Annotated in this window: 22 protein-coding genes; 21 read left to right on the top strand and 1 reads right to left on the bottom strand. The window is 40.0% G+C overall.

Translation table 11 applies throughout. The features are described from left to right. Window positions 1-6 precede the first annotated feature (6 nt). The gene (locus tag ACKVDP_RS01040; RefSeq protein ID WP_409226928.1) at window positions 7-3,255 is read left to right on the top strand and encodes an N-6 DNA methylase; all 3,249 of its coding nucleotides are present in this window, start codon (window positions 7-9) and stop codon (window positions 3,253-3,255) included. A 55-nt stretch (window positions 3,256-3,310) separates the two neighbouring features. Further along, complete coding sequence (locus tag ACKVDP_RS01035) at window positions 3,311-6,538, top strand: SIR2 family protein (protein WP_409226927.1); 3,228 nt, start codon at window positions 3,311-3,313, stop codon at window positions 6,536-6,538. 60 nt (window positions 6,539-6,598) lie between these two features. Here ACKVDP_RS01035 and ACKVDP_RS01030 read toward each other — a convergent pair whose 3' ends face one another. Further along, complete coding sequence (locus ACKVDP_RS01030; RefSeq protein WP_409226926.1) at window positions 6,599-7,027, bottom strand: helix-turn-helix domain-containing protein; 429 nt, start codon at window positions 7,025-7,027, stop codon at window positions 6,599-6,601. A 172-nt stretch (window positions 7,028-7,199) separates the two neighbouring features. Here ACKVDP_RS01030 and ACKVDP_RS01025 point away from each other — a divergent pair, with 172 nt between their 5' ends. The 19 genes from ACKVDP_RS01025 (at window position 7,200) to ACKVDP_RS00935 (ending at window position 21,642) form a co-directional block, all read left to right on the top strand. Further along, window positions 7,200-7,409, top strand: a complete 210-nt coding sequence (locus ACKVDP_RS01025) for a helix-turn-helix domain-containing protein (protein ID WP_409226925.1) — start codon at window positions 7,200-7,202, stop codon at window positions 7,407-7,409. A gap of 63 nt (window positions 7,410-7,472) precedes the next feature. Continuing rightward, on the top strand, window positions 7,473-7,718 hold the full coding sequence (locus ACKVDP_RS01020) for a hypothetical protein (RefSeq protein WP_409226924.1): 246 nt from the start codon (window positions 7,473-7,475) through the stop codon (window positions 7,716-7,718). Between the two features lie 31 nt (window positions 7,719-7,749). Then, entirely contained in the window at window positions 7,750-10,116 is a 2,367-nt protein-coding gene (locus tag ACKVDP_RS01015) for a virulence-associated E family protein (RefSeq protein ID WP_409226923.1), read from the top strand. A 258-nt stretch (window positions 10,117-10,374) separates the two neighbouring features. Beyond that, entirely contained in the window at window positions 10,375-10,902 is a 528-nt protein-coding gene (locus tag ACKVDP_RS01010) for a hypothetical protein (RefSeq protein ID WP_409226922.1), read from the top strand. Further along, window positions 10,899-11,498 carry a DUF1492 domain-containing protein gene (locus ACKVDP_RS01005; protein ID WP_409226921.1) on the top strand — a complete coding sequence of 200 codons (600 nt, stop codon included), beginning with the start codon at window positions 10,899-10,901 and terminating at the stop codon, window positions 11,496-11,498. Before ACKVDP_RS01010 ends, ACKVDP_RS01005 begins: the two co-directional genes overlap by 4 nt. 121 nt (window positions 11,499-11,619) lie before the next feature. Further along, the gene (locus tag ACKVDP_RS01000; protein ID WP_409226920.1) at window positions 11,620-12,033 is read left to right on the top strand and encodes a hypothetical protein; all 414 of its coding nucleotides are present in this window, start codon (window positions 11,620-11,622) and stop codon (window positions 12,031-12,033) included. A 5-nt stretch (window positions 12,034-12,038) separates the two neighbouring features. Further along, window positions 12,039-12,398: an HNH endonuclease gene (locus ACKVDP_RS00995; RefSeq protein WP_409226919.1), complete on the top strand. Its 360-nt coding sequence runs from the start codon at window positions 12,039-12,041 to the stop codon at window positions 12,396-12,398. Window positions 12,399-12,676: 278 nt separating this feature from the next. Continuing rightward, window positions 12,677-13,159 (top strand): RNA polymerase subunit sigma-70, encoded by a 483-nt coding sequence (locus ACKVDP_RS00990; RefSeq protein WP_409226918.1) that lies wholly within the window; start codon window positions 12,677-12,679, stop codon window positions 13,157-13,159. Beyond that, on the top strand, window positions 13,152-14,405 hold the full coding sequence (locus tag ACKVDP_RS00985) for a site-specific DNA-methyltransferase (RefSeq protein WP_409226917.1): 1,254 nt from the start codon (window positions 13,152-13,154) through the stop codon (window positions 14,403-14,405). Before ACKVDP_RS00990 ends, ACKVDP_RS00985 begins: the two co-directional genes overlap by 8 nt. 35 nt (window positions 14,406-14,440) lie before the next feature. Beyond that, window positions 14,441-15,019, top strand: a complete 579-nt coding sequence (locus ACKVDP_RS00980; protein WP_409226916.1) for an HNH endonuclease — start codon at window positions 14,441-14,443, stop codon at window positions 15,017-15,019. Between the two features lie 94 nt (window positions 15,020-15,113). Next, window positions 15,114-15,893, top strand: a complete 780-nt coding sequence (locus ACKVDP_RS00975; protein ID WP_409226915.1) for a hypothetical protein — start codon at window positions 15,114-15,116, stop codon at window positions 15,891-15,893. Then, window positions 15,883-16,206, top strand: coding sequence for a hypothetical protein (locus tag ACKVDP_RS00970; protein WP_409226914.1), 324 nt, complete (start codon window positions 15,883-15,885; stop codon window positions 16,204-16,206). Before ACKVDP_RS00975 ends, ACKVDP_RS00970 begins: the two co-directional genes overlap by 11 nt. Window positions 16,207-16,316: 110 nt before the next feature. Then, on the top strand, window positions 16,317-17,207 hold the full coding sequence (locus ACKVDP_RS00965; protein ID WP_409226913.1) for an amidoligase family protein: 891 nt from the start codon (window positions 16,317-16,319) through the stop codon (window positions 17,205-17,207). A 133-nt stretch (window positions 17,208-17,340) separates the two neighbouring features. Then, window positions 17,341-17,799 (top strand): gamma-glutamylcyclotransferase family protein, encoded by a 459-nt coding sequence (locus ACKVDP_RS00960; RefSeq protein ID WP_409226912.1) that lies wholly within the window; start codon window positions 17,341-17,343, stop codon window positions 17,797-17,799. After that, complete coding sequence (locus tag ACKVDP_RS00955; protein WP_409226911.1) at window positions 17,789-18,010, top strand: DUF4314 domain-containing protein; 222 nt, start codon at window positions 17,789-17,791, stop codon at window positions 18,008-18,010. Before ACKVDP_RS00960 ends, ACKVDP_RS00955 begins: the two co-directional genes overlap by 11 nt. A 79-nt stretch (window positions 18,011-18,089) precedes the next feature. Then, entirely contained in the window at window positions 18,090-18,563 is a 474-nt protein-coding gene (locus tag ACKVDP_RS00950) for a phage terminase small subunit P27 family (RefSeq protein WP_409226910.1), read from the top strand. Next, a complete protein-coding gene (locus tag ACKVDP_RS00945; RefSeq protein ID WP_409226909.1) occupies window positions 18,563-20,155 on the top strand; it encodes a terminase large subunit in 1,593 nt (530 codons plus the stop codon). Before ACKVDP_RS00950 ends, ACKVDP_RS00945 begins: the two co-directional genes overlap by 1 nt. 60 nt (window positions 20,156-20,215) lie before the next feature. Continuing rightward, entirely contained in the window at window positions 20,216-21,478 is a 1,263-nt protein-coding gene (locus ACKVDP_RS00940) for a phage portal protein (protein WP_313119630.1), read from the top strand. Between the two features lie 35 nt (window positions 21,479-21,513). Next, entirely contained in the window at window positions 21,514-21,642 is a 129-nt protein-coding gene (locus tag ACKVDP_RS00935) for a hypothetical protein (protein ID WP_409226908.1), read from the top strand. Window positions 21,643-21,651 lie beyond the last annotated feature (9 nt).

The following is a 21,651-nucleotide window of genomic DNA, read 5'->3' as shown; positions in this document are numbered from 1 at the left end:
ATTGAGATGGATAGAAATATTGATTATACCAAAGTAAAAGAGTTTGTACATGATGCAAAACAACTGATTTCAAATAATGCTTTGGAAGATGTCATAAGACATAACTTGTCATCTTGGATGCGTCAGATGTTTAATGATAATCCTTGGTGGATTTCAGTTCATATCTCAGGTTCTGAAACAAAAATGTCATATGCTACTTCATCCGGTTCAAATAGGGGCTTTGTAGATTCATTAGTCGGAAAAACTGTAATTGAATATGAAAAGAACCTTGAAATATCGAGTGTATTTAATACGGGGTATCTACAAGTCAAAGATTATTGTGCAGGACTTCTCAATGAAGGAGTTGATAAAGATGACGTAATTGGAGTTCTTTCAGATACTATTAGGTGGTATGCATATAGGATTTCTAATGTACAAGAGAAAGATCCAGACCAACTTTTTGCACAAGATATGATAGAGCTAGAGGAAATTGACCAAATACGACTGGAAACTGGTAATGAGCTGGAAGCTAAACAATTTGTTAATTTCATAATGCGCTACATTGCGAGAGAAGGTTCTAGAAATTTAGATGCGATTAACTTGGCAAAAGATATGGGAATAGAGAGTACATTTTGCAGGAATTACATTGGTCGAATAAGTGAAGTAATTGAACTAGCATTCAATTCTCAAAAAATTTATTCAAGTATGATAGAAAGTTTATGGAGTAATTTTATTTCATATATTGGTGGGAATACCAATGATAAGTATTTTAGCTTGGAAAGCTACATAAATGAGTTCTACATTATAACACTTGCAAAATATTTATGCGTGAATATTCTGGAAGGGAAAAATGTTATTAGTGACCCTGACGAATCCCTACAGATTTTAAATGGTAATTATTTCAAGTCAAAAGGATTGTTGAATCTTATAGAATATGACTATTTCGGGTGGATTAACGACACTCCATACGCAGAACTATTATTAGAGGTAACCCAAAAAATACAAGAAGACTTGTTGGCTTACGATTTTAGAAATATCCCTAAAGAAGATATCTTTGGTCCTCTGGTTGCTCAGCTCGCGCAGCGTGAACAACGTTTATTATTGGGTCAAGAGTATACCCCACAATGGTTAGCAAAGAAGATGGTTGAGAAATTATTAGAATCCATGCCTAGCACAGAAAACCCCCAATTTTTAGATATGTGCTGTGGATCAGGTGTATTTGTGGTTGAAACAGTAAGGCAGACGATTGAGAGATTGGGGATTAATCCTTTAAACTGTTCGAATGATGATATTAACATACTTCAGAGGTCTATAGTTGGATTTGATATTGACCCTCTAGCTGTTATTCTATCAAAAATCAACTGGGTATTACTGATGCGTGATTACATAACAGTTGCCTCAACTGATTTAGTAATACCGATTTTTCATGCGGACTCCTTATTTATGATTACTCCAGTTTCAAAAAATATGCAGGATCAATCTGAAGAAATTATTCTCAATTTTGATGGAGAAGACGTGGTTTTGCCTGGGTTTCTTATATCTCCGGATAGCGGAATTCTTTTTGATCACTTAGTAAATGTGTGCTACTCATTAGCAATGGAAAGATCTAAGAATGTAAGAAATAATGAATTGAAATTTCAGATTGAAGCTGTAGTCAAAAACGCATTAACAGAAATACCGAATACTATTGAAAATAATAGACTATCTAAACTAGAGGATTTCTGTCGCAATCTAACAGCGATATTAGAGAAAATGCAACGTGAGGGAAAAAATGGAGTATGGGCTTTTATACTAGAAAATACTTATAGACCAGCCTTAGTTGAAGGGCAATTTAATGGTATTGTTTCGAACCCTCCATGGATGGCAATGAGTAAACTTCACGAAAATCCATATAAATCAGGTCTTGTTTCTAGGGCGATAGAGTATAACATTAAACCTGGAGGAGGTGCTCATCACCATATAGAACTCGCAACAATATTTTTGATACAGTCTGTTGGACATTATCTCTCTCCAGATTCAAGATTTGCATGTGTTATGCCAGACAGCTTACTAAATGGGTACCATCATGAACCTTTTAGGAAAGAAAAATATAGAAATGCTGCACAACCAGTTGATATTAATACACGTGAAATATGGGAAATTGACCCTACTACATTTAAGAATAAAGCAATAGTGATATTTGGAGATAATGATAAAGAAATTCGTACGACTTCAACCATTCCAGGAAAATTAGTCTATAGAGAAAAAGATATAAGTGGTGAATATAAACTTTTAAAACAAGGAAAGAGAAGTGCATGGTCAAATAAACCGGGTGTTGAAGAAGTAACAGAAGTTTTGGAGCAAATTCCTTTTTTACAGGGCGCAGATATCATGCCAAGAACTGTCGTTTTTCATAGGGGCAATAAACAACCTAACGGAAAATGGAGATTATCTAAAATAAGTAGGACAAATGACGATTTGTCATATTTAGTAAAAGATGCAAAAAAACATAAAGATTTTAAACTTGAAGTAGTTAATATTGATGATGATTTAATGTACAATTGTTTCCTATCTCATCATGTGATTCCTTTTAATGTTCTGCAACCTGCTGATGCCTTTTTACCGATCAATAGAGATTCAGATGGCAATCTTCATGCTATTAGAGAGGATTCATTAGCGCTAAGAAACGGATCTGTAAGAGAGTCAATTCGTAGTTTAACAGCTGAGTTAGGTATTACTATTTCTGATTATTTTGAGAAGCTAAATTATAGAAATAAATTAAACCCTCAAAAATTTAATGAAGATTCGTTCTTAGTTCTGGCCGGAGCGGGTGGAAGCTACACTTGTTCAGGATATGTAAATATATCAAGTTTTAACGCTAAGAAAGTTATTGTGGATCAAACATTATATTGGTATCAAACCCAAAATGAAAACGAAGCTATATACATTGTTGGATTGCTTAATAGTGCCGCACTTGACTCTCTCATCGCAGAATTCCAGCCAGAGGGGATACAAGGGAGAAGACATATTCACAAATTGCCATATGCAATAACACCTCAATATGATGAAGAAAATGAATCACATATTGAATTGGTGCGTATGACAAAAAAGCTTATGACAGAGTTTTTAGAGAGCATAGATGAAGAAATGTCAGGACTTATATCTGAACCTTCTAAATCAACACTTCAGGTGAGAAGAAGAAAAGTAAGAGAGCACTTAAAACAGTTAACAAATTACTCTGCCTATGAAGAGCTATGTAAACAAATCTATGGTGTAGATAATGATAGAGACCAGTAAAAGGGCTGAAAACATTATTAAATTGATTTAGCCATTACAGAAAGGAAGTGATATCGTGCCCAATAATACAAACTTAAATATCGAGAACTTAAAAACAGCATACAGAAATAAAAGACTTGTTCCATTTATCGGTGCGGGATTGTCATTTCCTTTCAAAATGCCTGGATGGGGAACTCTAATTGATGATATTTGCGATATGTATGACTATGATGAACTCATAAGAGATCGAGATCAGATTAAGACTTTGATTGAAGAAAACAAGTACTTAGATGCTGTTGATCTGATGATAGCCAGAGGTGTCCCTGAAGAAGATATTAAGTCTGCTATAAGCCATTCAATTCACAAACAAAAATCAGGCTACAAAGAAAATGAACCGGACAATATTTACAAAGATTTAGCGAGAATGAATTGTACCAAATATCTAACAACAAATTACGATAATTTTCTCTCTGACTATGTCGGCAACGGACCAAGCGACATAAGACATCTTTATGATGAGTACATAAACGAAATTGATAACAAGCATTATGAATCAATGGTTTATAATTTGCATGGAGATTATAAGAAGTCATCTACAATTGTTTTATCTAGAAATTCTTATAATACCCTATATAATGACAGTGCTGAGTTCAAAGCAATTCTTGAAAATTTTAGGGAAAGATATACTTTTCTTTTTATTGGGGTTTCTTTTGATGATGAGTATCTTCGAAAGGTACTGGAAGTAATAAAGGGGAAGCTAAGAGCAAAACATTACCTATTGTCTCATAACATTTCCCACGAAAAGAGAGTCGAGTTAGAAAGAAAATATGATATTAGGGTTATAATGTATCCTGTTATTAATGGCAATCATACTGAGGGGATACGCCGAGTTCTTTCTCAAATAATTCATGTAGATGTAAAAGATGAAAGCAACTCAATTTTCTTAAATTCTAATCAACATCAAAATGAAGCTGGATTAAGTTTTTCAAAAATTAAAGATGAAACGAGCTTGAAAAAATCACCGTTAATGGATGAGGCTATTCCTGCTATTATTAAAGAATCTAAAGTGTACAAAGAAGTTCAAGCAATCAAGACGCTGCAAGACCGTGGAGAATTAGAAAAAGCGGCGACTGAATACAATAAGATTTTTCAAAGAAGTATTTATGAGCCTATATCCGAACCCGAAAAGAATTTAGTTATTAAAGGAATGCTATATAATTACACACTACTTCGCGATTATAAAGCAGCGGATGCATTAATTAATATATCGATGAAGTTGCCACATTCCAAAGAAAATATTGACTTACTCTCTTATATTGTAGATTTCTATTTTAACCAGGAAGAATTTGAGTCTGCATATAATGTTGCATTGCGATGGTACGAAGATTGCCCAGATGAACCGATGATATTAGGGTTAAAATTATATACAGAGACTGTTTTTAAAAATATATCAATCAAAAAAGCTATTAGTCAGCTAGTCGATAGTGATGGAAAGTTAATATTCGATGATCTTGAAAAACAAGAAATTCAATTCATCTATCGATTGATTGGAGAATTAGGTATTTGGTTCAAAGATTACTCTCTTGCAATCAGGTATCTTCAAATGGCTTATGAAGTTAAGGATAATATTTTCAATCTGGAGGACTTAGGAATTGCTTACTATTTCAAGTCACTAGAAAATGCCGATGATGGTACCAAAATAAGTATTTCAAATATCGATTTTGGAATATTAAATAAGGCAGTAGAATTCTTTGAACATGCACTAGTTCGTGCCAAAGGAAGCATTAAGATTGGAGTAAAGTCAAGAATTGCAATTCCCTATTTAAGAAGCTTGTTTTACTTAAAGAAAACAGTGAAATTCATAGAGTCTTATGATGAATTGATTGATTATTGTCAAAAGGATAATTATGAAATTTCTCGTATGAAGGCGATAATTGACATCCAACTAGATAATCTTGGTTCAAAAGAACTTGAGAATCTTAACAAAGTGGATAAAGCGTTGATTCTAGGAGAATACTATGCTTCAAAAAAATTGTATGATAAGGCATTATCGCATATCAAACCAATAGCAGAAGAAACATTTGACGAAAATGAAAACGTCATTATACAGTTATTGTTAATATATTTTCACGCTAGTGATAGAGATAATTTTAATAAAAACTATGAAAAATACTTACAGAAATGGCCTGATAGTCAACAACAAACTTTGTTACAAATTTATCACTTGGAGATTAATGGGAATATTGAGGATGCTGAGAGTAATATTATAGACATCATTAAGTTCAAACCTACCACGGCTAACTATGCATTGCTAGTGGGTTTCTATTATAGAATTGGACAAATAAGTAAAATCGGAAAGCTATATGAGGAAGTGTTAGAGAAACAGCCTGAGGTTGTGGCGCAAGAAACAGAGAGTTTTTATTTTGTATATCATGAGTACTTAATGCAGATGAATAATCTCGAGAAAGCTTATGAGTTGTTTCAAAAAGCATCAAATGATATTGATAACAGCGATGTAATAAAATTTATGGAAGTGGAAATAAAAATTAGATTATTGGATTTCACAGGAGTAGCAGAAAATTCTATCCGAATTTTTGAAAAGTACCATGAATACGGAGAGAGCATATTTTCATATTACGCTGCTGTTGCATATATGCATTATTTAGAGTTGGATAAAGCTAGACAGTATTTAGATATTTATAAAGCTAATGGTCGTGTAGATCAAAGATCTTTAGAATTAGTAAATAGAGTAGAATCTAGACTAGACATTCTTCAAGGCCATAGAAAAATAAAACCGACTGGAAAACCACATCAAATTGGTGTGCATGCATATAATACTTTTAAAAATAGCAAATCGCTTCAATTGCCAAAGGATCAACAGGTAATAATCGATGCCCCTTCACTTTATATTATTTTCAAGGAGGGCTTGTTAGAGGCTCTCGAAGACTGCAAAAAAATCATTCTAACGTTCACCACAATAGACCAGTTGCAGAAAGATTATTGTGACACAGGTGACGAGGTTTTACAAAAAATTATTCAATATCTTGGTGAAAATGAAAAAATAGAAATCGTATCTCCATCAATTGAAAGTATTCTAAAAAGAGGCAGTAGGGCTCTAGAAAAGTTTCAAGATTACTATGATAGTCTGAGTTTAGCCATAGAGATTGATGTGTTATTCATATCTTCGTATCATTTACCTTTAAACCAAGTTAATGGTCGTCCGGTTTACCTACCACTATGCTTTAAAGTTATTAGAATAGAGAATGGTGAAATCCAAATTCACGGTGATCCGATTTCAAATTGAATAATGTTTGCATCATATAAAAAATAAGCATCCGCCTGAGTGACCAGGTAGATGCTTATTTTATTTGCCAAATTTCCGGGAGTTCTGCATTAGGTCAAAAATTTTAAAGTTCAAGAACGATTGCAACTCTCCACTTAGTTTTTCGAGATCTTCTCGAGTTATTTCAAACTCGCCTTCTTTGCCTTTTAAAACAATATAGGCATCCTCTTCATCATAAATAATTTTATAGCCAAGTAGGTGGAGCTGCATTTCCATATAATAATCAAAGCTTCTTTTGATTTCTGGATGCTCGTTCCAATCCATTAAATAGGTCGGTGTGAGTTGAAGTGCATCAGCCAAAGCTTTTATCTTGTCTTTTCTTACGTTCTTTATATCTCCATTTTCATATCTTAGAATCGTAGGTGCACTCACCCCTGCAGCCTTAGCAACTTCCTCTAGAGTTAAGCCCAATTCTAATCTTCGATTTTTTATCTTATCTTTAAATTCCACTACTTCACCCGCTTTCATGAGAATATCATTAACTTTACTATACATTAAAATTTGCGTATTTGCAATATTAACTTATAAATTTGATATAAAAGTTGCGTTTACGTATTGACGGATAGAGTGAGATATATTAGAATAAAGTTACGCAAACGCAAAATATAAGTGAGGTGACAAAATGTTTAATCAAAAGAAGTTCAAAGCTTTATTGGTTATGAAGGGCAAAACAATGCAGAATATTGCTGATTTACTAGGGATCAATCAAGCCACGCTATATAGAAAAATCAATGGTAGCAGTGATTTCTATAGGCGTGAGATTCAGGCTATTTGTAATTATCTTGAGATTGAAGACCCTAATGAAATTTTTTTTGCTCAAGAAATTACGTAAACGCAAAACACCTAAGTTCTATATGTACAGCAACATAAAAAATAGCAAAAGGAGGAATAGGTCATGAACAAATCTTTAAAAGAATTATTTGAAACTTATGGTGAAGAGGTGGTTGTTGGAAGGATCTTAGAGCAGCTAAAGCTTTTAGCCTTCAGTGATGGCGAAGAAGTCAAAGAAGCGGTCATAGCTGCACTAAATGATGCAGGCTGTGATACGGAGTACATCTTCAATCTTTGTGAATACACAAACCTTGTAAGCTACGCATCTGATGAAGTGGCAATTACGAGTGAACCCTGGAAGGAAAACTAGGTGGTTACACATCACCAGAAAGGAGGTCATCATGGAGTTTATTATATCCACCGGTAACACCAGACATGACAAGTACTGGAAAAAACAAACTGTGACATGGGATGAGTTTGTAAAAAAACTCTCCCGTACCACTTATACAAGAGAGACTCAGTATGAATTCCGCCACATGAAGAAAAAGCAGCAGGATGACATCAAAGATGTGGGCGGCTATATTGCAGCAGAGTTAAAAGATGGACGTCGTTTGAATGAAAATATCAAATCAAAAACGATGCTATCTCTTGATGTGGACTATGCAAAATCACCAGATAAATATATAGCTGATACTAAACTGAAGTTCAAATATGCTTCCTGCACTCATTCCACCCATAGCCATGCATCTGAGAAACCCAGGCTAAGAACTGTAGCTCCTTTTTCTAGACCGGTTTCAGCTGATGAATATCAAGCCATTAGCAGGATGGTTGCTTTTGAAATTGGTATGGAATACTTTGACGAAGCTTCCTTCAAGCCAAGCCAGTTTATGTACTGGCCAAGTACACCCAGTGATGGAGAATATGTCTTTGAAGAGATGAAAGGGCCATTTCTAGATCCAGATGTCATACTGGCAAAATACGATAACTGGAAAGACATATCATCATGGCCAGGTTCAGATAGACAAACAGATGCTGCCCAAAGAGAAAGAAAGAAGCAGCAGGATCCACTCTCAAAGTCTGGCCTTATCGGAGCTTTTTGTAGGAGCTATACCATAAGAGAAGCCATTGAGACTTATTTATCCGAGGTCTACGAGCCAAGTGCAGCCTCAGAGCGCTATGATTATATCCCAGCGGATTCTTCCGCAGGGGTGTGGATAGAGAATGATAAGTTTTCCTTCTCCCATCACTCCACTGATCCTGCTTATGGGATGATGCTAAACGCTTTTGATTTAGTCCGCATCCACCATTTTAGAAACCTTGATGACAAAAGTCCGGAAGACACGACCACATCTAAACTACCTTCCTATAAGGCCATGATGGAGTTTGCATCAAAGGATGAAAAGGTCAAACTCCTTCTTCTTCAAGAGAGGCAGCATCGTGCGCTAGAGGATTTTGGTGAAGAGAACGATTGGCAGAAAAGACTAGAATATGAGTCCCGCTCCACGGTGCTTAAAAACAATCTGCACAACATCACGCTCATTCTACAGAATGATCCCAATCTACAAGCATTGGTCTTTAATCAGCAGCTTGATGGTATGGAGATCAAAGGCAGCGTCCCTTGGAACCATCCTTCAAAGTACTGGAGGGATGCCGATGATGCTCAGCTCATCAGCTATATCGACTCCAACTACGGGACCTTCTCACAGAGAAACTATCAAATTGCAGTTGCCAAAGTCACTGACGATAGATCCTACCATCCCATTCGAGAATACCTGGACTCTTTACCGGAATGGGACAAAGTACCAAGAGTTGATACCTTGCTCATTGATTATCTCGGCGCTGATGACAATAAGTACGTCCGTGCTGTTACAAGAAAAACCCTATGTGCTGCCATCAGTCGTGTTCAAAATCCTGGGTGTAAATTTGACTCCATGCTCGTTTTAAACGGTCCGCAGGGCGTCGGCAAAAGTACACTCATCTCAAAGCTCGCTGGCGAATGGTTCTCCGATAGTTTGAACCTTGGAGATACCAAAGACAAAACCGCAGCAGAGAAACTTCAGGGCTACTGGATACTTGAGATTGGAGAACTGGCAGGTCTTAGAAAAGCTGAAGTAGAAACCCTGCGTTCTTTCCTCTCAAGACAAAATGATATCTATCGCGCAGCTTTTGGAAAACGCGCAACCCCTCACCAGCGTCAGTGCATCTTCTTCGGTACCACCAACGCAGAGTCCGGCTACCTTAGAGACACAACAGGCAATCGTCGTTTCTGGCCTGTTAAAACTCCAGGTGGTGGCAGTAAACATTCATGGCAGATTAACGCTGAAGAGATCCAGCAGATATGGGCAGAAGCCCTGGTATACGTCAAGGCTGGCGAAAAACTCTATCTGGATGCTTCCATGGAGCAGCTGGCCAAGGCTGAACAGCGTGAAGCCATGGAATCCGATGAGCGGGAAGGATTAGTCAGAGAGTACCTTGATACCCTTCTCCCTGATGATTGGGACCAGATGGATCTCTTTGAAAGACGTAACTTCTTAAGTGGAAATGAGTTTGGAGCAGCACCTAGAGCGGGAACCATTCCACGCAGCAGTGTTTGCAACATGGAAATCTGGTGTGAATGCTTCGTTAAGGACAGAGCCAATTTAGGTAGAGCAGACTCCAATACCCTTGCAGCTATTCTAACGAAACTCGGCTGGGTAAGGCAGGATAAAAAAGAACGAACGACGCTTTATGGTCCACAGTATATCTTTGTACCTAAAAGCTGTTCCTAGCAGTGTTCCTAAAAATGTTGGTTTTGGGTACATGTTCCGGAGTTATGGATGTTCCTTAAAAAGTGGTTAGGAACAAATTATGGAACACCTCAAACTCCACTAGCGGCAAGCCTTAGGAGAGGATGTGTTCTTATATTCCTAACAATTATTATTAATTTAAAAATATATAGAATAGGCCCTATATACAGTAATACCCGTATATTCGCGCGTATAGGGGTTTTAGAGATTTGAGAACAACAAGAACAGGAGGTTGATCAGATGAATTCAAATGGATATGAAGCAAGATGTCAGAAGCGACTTGAAGAATGGCATGCCCCCATTAGTGATTGGTATTGCATAGATGTAATTGATATTGAAGAAGAAGCATCAGATACAGATCTGTTTACCTGCGAACTCTGCGGATGCAGCAGAGTGAGGTTTGTCCACGTGATGGAACATGATGACTATTTTGAGGATGTCCGTGTAGGCTGTATCTGCGCAGGAATCATGGAGGGGGATGTTCTAGCAGCTAAAGAGAGGGAGCGCCTCATGAAAAACAGGGCTAAAAGAAAAAGAAACTTTCCCAAGCGAAAATGGAAAGAGACCCCTTATGGCACTTATATCCTTATGCATAAAGGTTCGTGGATAAAGATGGTTCATAGTAAATTTAATGATCAACACTATGGCGTCAGCTACAACGGGAAAATTGTATGGAAGTATCAAGGAAGACCCATAACAAGTTTCCTGGCAGCTGTATATGCCGCCTTTGACCTTGTGGATCCAGTTGAAAGGATAATGAGGCCATGAGCATAAGAGCTAGAGTACCTGAGATGCTAGACGCGGCACTAGAGGTGAGGGGTTTAACATCAATGCAACTAGGCTTAGGTTCATCCTATCGTGGGTGGAAGGAAGCCTATTACAGATTTTATGAAAGGGGATCAGAGATGACAGCTAAAGCATATTTATCACAGGCCATGTGGCTGGATAGCATTATCATTCAAAAGCTAGAAGAGCAAGAAAGACTTCAGGCATTAGCTGAAAAGATGACACCTTCCTATGCTGAGGTAAAGGTATCAAATGGACAGCACATTAACACTCGTGAAGAAAACAATGTGAAACTCATTGATCTAAAACACGAAACCAATGAGATCATTGACCGACTTGTGGATTTGACTCAAGAAATCAGGTGTAAGATCAGACAAGTGGAAGACCCGTTGGATCAGCTTGTTTTGGAAATGAGATATCTCAACAAGAAAAGCTGGAATGAGGTTGCTGAAAGTTTAGGATACGACAAGCGGTATACCATGAAACTTCATGCGAGAGCTTTGAAAAAAATCGATAGGATTTTAAAAGAGGACACTAAAAGACATAGAAAGACACCTGGCAACTATGATAGAGTATAAGGTGTAAAGTGATATAAAAAAACGGTAGAGCCTGATGGACAAAGGTCCTGAGGGCTTTTATATTTGAGAAGCCTTTGTGGGAAAAGCCACGAGGGCTTTTTTCATGGAAAGGATGGAGAAGATGAAACCGGAATGGAAAGACCTAAGAAGAAAACCCTCAGTCGAAGATCTTAGAAAAAGACTTAATCGCTTAAATAAAATCCATCAGGAGCATGAGAGTCTAATGCGAACCATGCTGGAGCTGACCCATGAAAAAGTGGAGAACACGCTTTATGGGAAAGATCACTTGGAAGAAAAGGATCTGGAGAGTTCATTGGTGTTTGTGGAAAGACAAAGAGAAGCGCTGGCGAGTCAATGCAAACTTGAACTTAAGAGGCTTTACCGATTCTTAGAAACGGTGAGAGAGCCTGAAGTAAAGCTGATACTGACACTGAGGTATGCTCATTTTTTAAGCTTTGAAGAAATCGCTGAGGTCATTGGAATGGGTGTAGAAAGAGTTGAAAACCTTCATGAAGCGTTTATCCTTGAGAGGTGATCCAAATGCCGAGACGACCAAACATTCCGTGTAAGCATCCTGGATGTAGTCGGCTGGTACCACCCGGGACAAAGTTCTGTGAGGAACATGGCGAGCTGCACCGAGTCGATTCCAGAACCACTAAGGAGAAAGGTTACGATGGCCGGTGGAGAAAGACGAGAGCCAGGTACTTAAAGCGCCATCCCATTTGTGTTCGGTGTCTTAAGCAAGGGAAGTATGTCAAGGCCACAGTAGTAGATCACATCAAACCACATCGTGGAGATGAACAACTCTTCTGGAACGAGAGCAACTGGCAAGCGCTGTGCAAGTCTTGTCACGATAAGAAAACCATGACTGAAGATAGATATCAAGAATATAAATACTAATGTTACCCCCAGGGGCGGTCTAAATCCCTACAATCTTTTCAACTGGAGACCGCGCCCCCCTCTCGTGTGAAAAAACGCAGAATTTAATAGGGGGGATACCTAAAAAGGGCTTAACCGCCTGAAAAAACTAAATGAAATAGCGAAACTACAAGGGGGTCATAGGCTTAAAGATAGAATAGTTTCGCCATATAGTTACCACATTTGCTGTAAAACAACTGCCAAGAGCAGCGTTTTGCGGCATTTTTTATGCAATTAATTAACGAAAGGGTGTGAAGCAGGTGACGAACTTTCAAGCCAAACAAATAAGGGAACTTCGAATGAGAGGTGTTGGGTATCGTGCCATTGCTTCAGTTGTCGGACTTTCAAGAGATATCGTGAGAAATTACTGTAAGACCCATGACCTGGATGGCTTAGCCACTGATGTGAGAATCAACATCAAAGAAAAGATGGAAAAAGGAGAGGCATGCTTGAGCTGTGGCAGGGATTTGAAACAGCCGGCCACTGGACGAAAGCGAAAGTTCTGCTCAGATACCTGCAGGCGGGAATGGTGGCTTCATCACTCAGACAGTATCAAGCGAAAAGAAACTGCCTACTATGAACTGACCTGTACTTACTGTGGGAAAGAGTTCAAGGTCTATGGAAATAAGAATAGAAAATACTGCAGCCACAGCTGCTATGTACATGATAGATTTTGGCGAAAAGAAGAAGGAAGAGCACCATACATTGGACCTTCCATGATAAAGGAGGCATGTTATGAGTGATATGAAATGGCAATCGATACCGGTGGGAGATTTAAAACCAGCTGAATATAATCCGAGAAAGAAGCTAAAAGCCGGTGATAAGGAATATGAGAAGATCAAGAACTCAATCTTAGAGTTTGGTTATGTAGAACCGATCATCGTCAATTACGATATGACAGTGATTGGTGGCCATCAAAGATTAACCGTGCTTAGGGATTTAGGACATACAGAAGTGCAGTGCGTAGTTTTAGAGATTAAAGAAGATGCAAAGGTCAAAGCTCTTAATATCGCACTGAATAAAATTGCAGGTGACTGGGATGAAAAAATGCTGGCGGATCTCCTTGTTGATATTCAAGGGGCAGATTTCAATACGGACTTCACTGGATTCGAGCCTCCAGAGATAGAGCAGCTTTTTTCTAAAGTCCACGACAAAGAAATCAAAGACGATGACTTTGATGTAGATGAGGCGTTGAAGGAAGAACCTATATCAAAGCAGGGAGATCTTTGGCTCCTTGGAAAGCATCGCCTAGTCTGTGGAGACAGCACAATACCTCATACCTACGAAAAATTAATGGATGGGAAAAAGGCCAACATGATCCTCACGGACTTGCCTTATAACGTGGACTATGAGGGCACTGCTGGGAAAATCAAAAACGACAATATGGGCGATAAAGAGTTCTATGAGTTTCTCTTAAAAGCCTACTCCAATATGTTTGAAAATATCGTCGATGGTGGAGCAATCTATGTATTCCACGCTGATAGAGAGACAGTTAATTTTAGGTCAGCTTTTAAGGAAGCTGGCTTCTTTTGTCACCAGACTTGCATCTGGGTGAAGAATGCTCCGGTATTAGGGAGATCAGATTATCTCTATGCCCATGAGCCTGTTCTATACGGATGGAAACCGACAGCAAGCCATAAGTTTTACGGGGATCGAAAGCATAAAACTATTTGGAATTTTGACAGACCAACAAAATCAAAACTCCATCCAACTATGAAGCCATTGCAGCTGTTAGCTTATCCCATTAAGAATTCAAGTCTCGCCAATTGCATCGTCTTGGATCCTTTTGGCGGGTCTGGTAGCACACTTATTAGCAGCGATCAGACAAACAGGATTTGTTACATGATAGAGCTTGATGAGAAATTTGTGGATGTCATTGTATCAAGGTTCGTGCTTCATGCAGGAACAAGCGCAGATGTTTTTCTTATAAGAGATGGAGAGAAAATCTCCTATGAAGATTTAAAGGCCGAAGAAGCTGAGGCGGAATAAACCTTAGAAACTACTGTGGAGGTGATTTTAATGGGATGACACAAAAAAATCGATATCGATTATTAGAAGATGGCAAAACCATGGCCGGGACCCTTTCCGGAGGACATGTGTTTTTATTTGATAGAGAGGACTTCAAGATTGTAAAATCAAGAAACTGGTATCCAAATCGCAAGTTTGGCGAGAAAGGAACTGTGTATGTCATTGATAGAGAGGGCAATCAGCTCCATCAGATATTACTCAAACCACCAAAGGGATATGAGGTTGATCACATTGACCTGGATCCACTTAATAACAGAAGAGAGAACCTGAGGGTTTGTACCCATCAGCAAAATCAGTGTAATCAACCCCCTCAAGTGAATAACACTTCTGGCGTAACAGGCGTAAGCTTTTACCGGCCAAGACAAAAGTATAGAGCGAGAATCAAAGCATCCCAGTATGACATTCATCTGGGATATTTTCATACCTTCTTAGAGGCGGTACAAGCAAGGAACGAAGGGATCAAGCTGATGTTTGGTGAGTATGGAAGGCTTAATGATGTACCGGAGGCACCAAAATGGATTAAAGAGATGGTCTTTGATAAATGCAGCCGCCATTTTGATAAAGCTGCAGTTTAGCCTGAGATTTACCCCTTAATAGCCCAGGAATGCTTGACTTATATCTTCTTTAGAGTGATGTATGTAGTACCCAAAACAAAGGAGGTATAAGTCAATGCGTATTGAAACGACATGCGAGAATCGAAAAGAACTGGTGAAAAGTATCGGTGAATTTTCAGGACAGAAACCTAAGTATGTAGGCCCACCGAGTTATGCATACAAGGTGGAAGGCTACACCATTGAACGAGATGGAACGGTGGTAAGTGAAACAGAAATGGATGGTGAAAGGATGAGAGCGCACTTAGAAGAACATGGATTTGCAGAACCAAGACAAGAGCTTGAAAGTCTGGAGGTTACCGTTCCTTTAGAGGATATGGAAGGACCCCAGCTTCAAAACTTGATCTACATGATTAGAAGCAAACAGTACCTGCTCAACCGAGTGGTGGGGAAAGACCATTTTTCTATCAGCGATGATTTTATTAATACCCTGCAAACGAATCTGCCAGAAACCAAAGAAGACTTCCTTAACCTATACAGTGAAAGTGCTGAAGCCATTTCAGGACTGAGCTTTGAAGATGACAAGGTAACTTTCACTTTTCCAGGTTCAGAAAAGCCTGAGAAGAACAGAGCCTATGTTGAACTGGCTGCCATGATGGTGGCCCATGTAAGAGAGGCAAAGCGAATAAGCCCAAAAGCCAGCGAACCTGAAAATGAGAAATACTACCTTCGGGTATGGCTGGTCAGACTTGGACTAGGAAGCAAAGGGGCAAAGGACTCAAGGAAAGCCCTGCTTGAAGGTTTAAAAGGGCACACCGCCTTTCGTACCCCTGCTGACGCCGAGAAGCACAAGGCGAGACTGCGTGAAAGAAAAGAAGGTGAAAGTCATGACGAATAAACCAAGGGCATTATTTGGCAGAAAGCTCAATGATCTTGAAGAATTAAGAGAAGCTACAGCTAGTGCAAAGGAAGCTGGCCAGCCAGGCAATCTTTATGAAGTGACCAAGGAGGTACCCTTAAGTGGTGATGAGTTTAAAGCCCTTGCTGAAGATTTCTTCAATGAACAACCTTGGATTGATGAGTCAGATGGTGGTTCCAATGAAAATGGAGAACTTAAATGCATCCGGGTAATCAACACCGAGACTGGGGAGAGACTTCTTATCTCCAGCGAAGGTTACGATTATTGCCGGTATACAGCCCTAGAAGAATGAAATAAATATGCGTTTCATATGCACATTTAACTTGCTATTACCTGTGTTTAGAGTGATATATAGTACTACCAAAAAGCTTAAAACACAGGTAAGAGAAAGGATGAGAGCATATGAAAACGCAAACCTTTGGAGTGGAAATTGAATTAACTGGGATTACAAGAGAGCAGGCAGGGCAGGTCATTGCAGACTACTTTGGAACGAGAAACATTTATGTGGGAGGCGGCTATAGAACCTACGAGGTCATGGACAACAAGGGGAGAACCTGGAAAGCTATGTACGACTCAAGCATAGTCCCTCAAAAGAAAAAAGGAAGAACCAGAGTTTCAGCCGGAGATGAGTACAAAACGGAAGTGGTCAGTCCCATCCTCACCTACGAGGACATAGAGGATTTGCAGGAACTGGTTAGGCAGCTAAGACACAAGGGAGCCATTGTAAATAACTCCTGTGGAATACATGTACATGTTGGAGCAGAACGCTTCACACCGCAAACCTTAAGAAACATTGTCAACATCATCGCCAGCAAGGAAGATATCCTTTACAAGGCGCTTAAGATAGACCGAGGAAGAATCCGGTACTGCAAGAAAACCAACGAGAAGCTTCTGGAAACCATCAACAAGAAAAAGCCAAAGACCATGAGAGAGCTTTCAGACATTTGGTACGCAGAGGATCCCTACGGAAGAGATAGGAGGTACAATACAACTAGATATCGAGGACTCAACCTACACGCCACCTTTACCAAAGGCACTGTAGAATTTAGACTTTTCAACTCTACCACCCACGCTGGAGAGGTAAAAGCATACATTCAATTTTGCCTGGCAGTGAGCCACCAAGCCTTAAGTCAGAAGAAAGCCTCTGCTAGAAAAACGGTGACGGACAATGAGAAATACGCATTCAGATGCTGGATGCTAAGACTTGGGCTGATCGGAGACGAGTTTAAAACCTGCAGACTCCATTTTCTAAAGTACCTTGATGGAAACTCAGCTTGGAGACAAGCAGGATAAAATGAATAGCCACAGGCTCACCGGGGCGGGAGAACCGCCCTTAAGGTGGTAGAAGGGTTCCCCAAAGGCGCAAAAAGCCGACACAGGCCAAGCTGGCGGGGAAGAATCGCCCTTTAGGAAAGGATGAAAAAGAATGGAAACAAAACTGTACATTGCCTACGGGAGCAATATGGATGAAAGTCAGATGGCTTTCAGATGCCCAGGAGCAAAGCTAAGAGGCGTATCAGAAATTGAAGATCACAGGCTTATCTTCAAAGGCTCAAAGACAGGTGCCTACGCTACCATTGAAAAAGAAAAAGGGCAAAAGGTGCCGGTGGTGGTTTGGGAGATCGAACCGACAGACGAACATAACCTTGATCGTTATGAAGGCTTCCCGACATTCTATTACAAAGAATGGATGGAGTTAGACCTTGATGGTGAGAAGGTTCAAGGAATGGTCTACATGATGGATCAAGACAGGAAACTAGGACAACCAAGCTACAACTATTATAAAACCCTGGAAGATGCCTATGAGAGATTTGGCTTTGATAAGGGAATCCTAGAAAAAGCACTTGAGGATTCTTCGGTAGAGGGGGATGAAGATGTTTATTAGAAAAGAAATCCTAGAGAAACTAAGAAAACAATATCCACCTGGAACAAGGGTGGAACTGATTCGAATGGAAGATATACAGGCACCACCAACGGGAACACAGGGAACGGTAATCGGAGTGGATGATATCGGAAGCATCATGGTTTCCTGGGACAATGGCAGTAGCCTTAGTGTGGTATATGGTGAGGACAGTTGCAGAAAACTAGAAGGTTAAAACACAGATATAAGCCAAATCAAAGACTTCTTCGGAGGTCTTTTTTCTTGCTGTTAGCCAATGAGAGGAGGTGGGACTTATGGCACAGAGAGGAAGAAAACCCAAACCGACAGCATTAAAAGAACTAGAAGGGAACCCTGGGAAACGTGCACTCAACGATAAAGAACCAAAGCCGCCAAGGAAAGCCCCACGCTGTCCTTCATGGTTAGAGCAGGAAGCAAAGAAAGAATGGAGACGAATGGGGAAGCTTCTTGAGCAGATGGGAATCCTGACAGAAATGGACATGGCCGCTTTCGCGGGTTACTGTCAGGCATACGCCAGATGGAAGGAAGCAGAGGAGTTTATCACCCAGCATGGAACCATGATCAGAACCCCTAACGGTTATTTACAACAGGTGCCGCAGGTTTCCATCGCGCAAACCAATCTGAAAATCATGCTCAAGTTCTGTGAGCAGTTTGGACTGACACCATCTGCAAGAAGCAGAATTGTCGCAGGTGAAGGTACTGTGGATCCCGCAGATGAGATGGAGAAGATTCTAGGAGGTGGTGCGTAATGGACTATAAATACACACCGTCACCCTTTATGCTTGAAACTTCCCATTATGATAAAGCAAAGGCAGACAGGGCAGTAGCCTTTATTGAAAACCTTAGACACACCAAGGGAAAATGGGCAGGGAAGAAGTTTCTTCTGCTACCTTGGCAGGAACAGATCATTCGTGACTTGTTTGGTATCGTTGGAGAAAACGGGAAGCGTCAATTCCTGACGGCCTATGTTGAGATACCCAAGAAACAGGGGAAGTCTGAACTGGCAGCTGCAATTGCACTATATCTTCTTTATGCAGATAATGAACCCAGTGCAGAGGTCTATGGTGCGGCCTGCGACAGATCCCAGGCGTCCATTGTATTTGATGTAGCAAAGCAAATGGTACAGATGACACCGGCGTTGCTAAAAAGGTCAAAGATTACAGCTGCCACCAAACGAATCGTCAATTATTCCAATGCAGGGTTCTATCAAGTGTTATCAGCTGAGACGGGAACCAAGCATGGACTGAATGTATCGGGTCTTGTGTTTGATGAGATTCATGCACAGCCCAATAGAAAACTCTATGATGTTTTGACAAAAGGTTCCGGGGATGCCAGAGAGCAGCCCTTGTTTTTTATCATCACCACTGCAGGAACCGACAAAAATAGCATCTGCTATGAGCTCCACAGTAAAGCCCTGGATATAAAGGCCGGTCGAAAAAAAGACCATACCTTCTATCCGGTGGTATATGGACTAACAGAAGCAGATGATTGGAATGATGAAGCCAACTGGTACAAAGCGAATCCTTCGCTTGGACATACCATTTCTATAGATCGGGTGAGAGAAGCCTACAAAAGCGCTCTTGAAAACCCTGCGGAAGAGAATGTGTTTAAACAGCTCAGACTCAATATCTGGACTTCAGCGACAGTGTGCTGGATACCCGATCACATTTATGATCGAGGAAATCTACCCATTGATATGGAGTCACTGCAAGGCCGTGAATGCTATGGTGGTCTGGACCTATCCAGCACATCAGATATCACAGCTTTTGTTCTGGTTTTTCCACCAAGGGGTGAGGATGAGAAATACATCGTCTTACCATTCTTCTGGCTACCGGAGGATACCTTGGGGCTGAGGTGCAGAAGAGATCATGTGCTCTATGATGTTTGGGAGCTACAAGGCTACATCCAAACCACAGAGGGAAATGTCATCCATTATGGTTTTATTGAGAAGTTCATTGAGGCGTTAGGGGAAAAGTACCACATCAAGGAAATAGCCTTTGACCGTTGGAATGCCACTCAAATGGTCCAGAACCTTGAGGGTATGGGCTTTACAGTCGTACCCTTTGGACAGGGCTATAAGGACATGTCCCCACCAAGTAAAGAACTTTATAAGCTTCTTATGGAAGGAAACATCAATCATGGAGGTCACCCGGTGCTTAAATGGATGGCTCAAAACGTAGTCATGCGTCAAGATCCGGCAGGGAACATCAAACCGGATAAGGAAAAGTCGGTAGAGAAGATCGATGGTATAGTTGCTACAATTATGGCCCTTGATCGCTGTATTAGAAATAAAGACGATGATGGTAGCATTTATGATGAGCGAGGTATCATCAGTTTTTAATACATTTGAACATCTGTTTATGGCAGGTGTTTTTTATGCTCAATTTCAGGAGGTAGGTCAATGAACATACCAATTATCTCAAAGTTAATAAAGGCTCGTGATAAGCCTAAAGATTACTACTCCGGCTCAAATTACACGTATCTGTTTGGGCCAACGACAAGCGGAAAGACAGTTAATGAATTTACTGCCATGCAGACCACAGCGGTGTATTCCTGTGTGCGTATTCTAGCAGAAGCAGTAGCATCTCTTCCGTTACACGTGTACAGATATAAAGAAAATGGTAAAGAGCGCGTGTATAACCATCACTTGTACCATATCCTACACAATGAACCCAATACAGAGATGAGTTCTTTTGTCTTTCGAGAGACATTGATGAGCCATTTGCTTATTTGGGGAAATGCCTATGCGCAGATTATCCGTGATGGTGCTGGTCGAGTGGTGGCTTTGTATCCACTTTTACCAAACAAGATGACAGTTAGCAGAGATAAAAATGGAGAAATCTACTACATTTACACCACGACTAGTGATGAGAATCCCAACTTTAAGGATTATGGTTCAGTGGTGTTAAGAAAACAGGATGTTCTTCACATTCCAGGACTAGGCTTTGATGGTTTGGTGGGATACTCGCCAATTGCTATGGCGAAGAATGCTGTAGGTATGACCATAGCCACTGAAGAATACGGAGCCAGCTTCTTTGCCAATGGAGCTAATCCCGGAGGGGTGCTTGAACATCCCGGGGTGCTTAAAGATCCAAAAAAAGTGAGAGATTCTTGGAATGAAGTGTACCGAGGAACAGCCAATGCCCATAAGATTGCCGTCCTTGAAGAAGGAATGAAATATCAGCAGATTGGTATTCCACCGGAAGAAGCACAGTTTCTTGAAACAAGAAAGTTTCAGATTAACGAAATAGCAAGGCTCTATCGTATTCCGCCTCATATGGTCGGTGATCTTGAGAAATCCAGCTTCTCAAATATTGAGCAGCAATCCTTAGAGTTCGTAAAATACACCTTGGATCCTTGGGTCATAAGATGGGAACAAGCCATGCAGCGTTCACTCCTACTTCCAAAAGAGAAGCAGGAGTTTTTTATTAGGCTCAATGTAGATGGACTTCTCAGAGGTGATTACCAAAGTCGTATGAATGGATATGCTGTTGGAATACAAAATGGATTCTTATGTCCAAATGATGTGAGAGAGCTGGAAAACATGAATCTGATACCAGATGAAAAAGGCGGGAACAAATTTTTGTGTAATGGAAATATGGTGGACTTGGCTCGTGCTGGAAACTGGAGTGATCAGTATGAAACGAATAGAGATGGTGAATAAAATTTATGGATCGCTGCTGGTGCTAGAGAAATACGATGTATATCGAAAACATGATACAAGGTGGCGATGCAAATGTAAGTGCGGCAATGAGACAATTGTGCGAGGAAGTTTTCTCCGTAATGGTCATACTAGATCATGTGGGAGGTGTAATAGATATGAGTTAGAAGATTCTT

The organism is Gudongella ferriphila, assembly GCF_046224405.1.
GTDB lineage: Bacteria > Bacillota > Clostridia > Tissierellales > Tissierellaceae > Gudongella.
Note: the sequence above shows the minus strand (reverse complement) of the source record. Positions and strands in the feature narration are given on the sequence as shown.